1 rRNA gene is annotated in these 1,001 nt (G+C 53.5%); it reads left to right on the forward strand.

The features are described 5' to 3' along the window. Window positions 1-9: 9 nt before the first annotated feature. Window positions 10-1,001, forward strand: a 16S ribosomal RNA gene (locus HMPREF0673_RS00960); the annotation flags it as partial.

Raw genomic sequence — 1,001 nt, forward strand, 5'->3', positions numbered from 1 at the left:
AAATATTTTACAATGTAGAGTTTGATCCTGGCTCAGGATGAACGCTAGCTACAGGCTTAACACATGCAAGTCGAGGGGCAGCATGTCGGTTGCTTGCAACCGATGATGGCGACCGGCGCACGGGTGAGTAACGCGTATCCAACCTACCCTTGTCCATCGGATAACCCGTCGAAAGGCGGCCTAACACGATATGCGGTTCACAGCAGGCATCTAACGTGAACGAAATGTGAAGGAGAAGGATGGGGATGCGTCTGATTAGCTTGTTGGCGGGGTAACGGCCCACCAAGGCTACGATCAGTAGGGGTTCTGAGAGGAAGGTCCCCCACATTGGAACTGAGACACGGTCCAAACTCCTACGGGAGGCAGCAGTGAGGAATATTGGTCAATGGACGAGAGTCTGAACCAGCCAAGTAGCGTGCAGGATGACGGCCCTATGGGTTGTAAACTGCTTTTATAGGGGGATAAAGTGTGCCACGTGTGGCATATTGCAGGTACCCTATGAATAAGGACCGGCTAATTCCGTGCCAGCAGCCGCGGTAATACGGAAGGTCCGGGCGTTATCCGGATTTATTGGGTTTAAAGGGAGCGTAGGCCGTTTGGTAAGCGTGTTGTGAAATGTCGGGGCTCAACCTGGGCATTGCAGCGCGAACTGCCAGACTTGAGTGCGCAGGAAGTAGGCGGAATTCGTCGTGTAGCGGTGAAATGCTTAGATATGACGAAGAACTCCGATTGCGAAGGCAGCCTGCTGTAGCGCAACTGACGCTGAAGCTCGAAAGCGTGGGTATCGAACAGGATTAGATACCCTGGTAGTCCACGCGGTAAACGATGGATGCTCGCTGTTTGCGTCTGACGTAAGCGGCCAAGCGAAAGCGTTAAGCATCCCACCTGGGGAGTACGCCGGCAACGGTGAAACTCAAAGGAATTGACGGGGGCCCGCACAAGCGGAGGAACATGTGGTTTAATTCGATGATACGCGAGGAACCTTACCCGGGCTTGAACTG

The sequence above is a fragment of the Leyella stercorea DSM 18206 genome (genome assembly GCF_000235885.1).
In the GTDB taxonomy this organism is placed as follows: domain Bacteria; phylum Bacteroidota; class Bacteroidia; order Bacteroidales; family Bacteroidaceae; genus Prevotella; species Prevotella stercorea.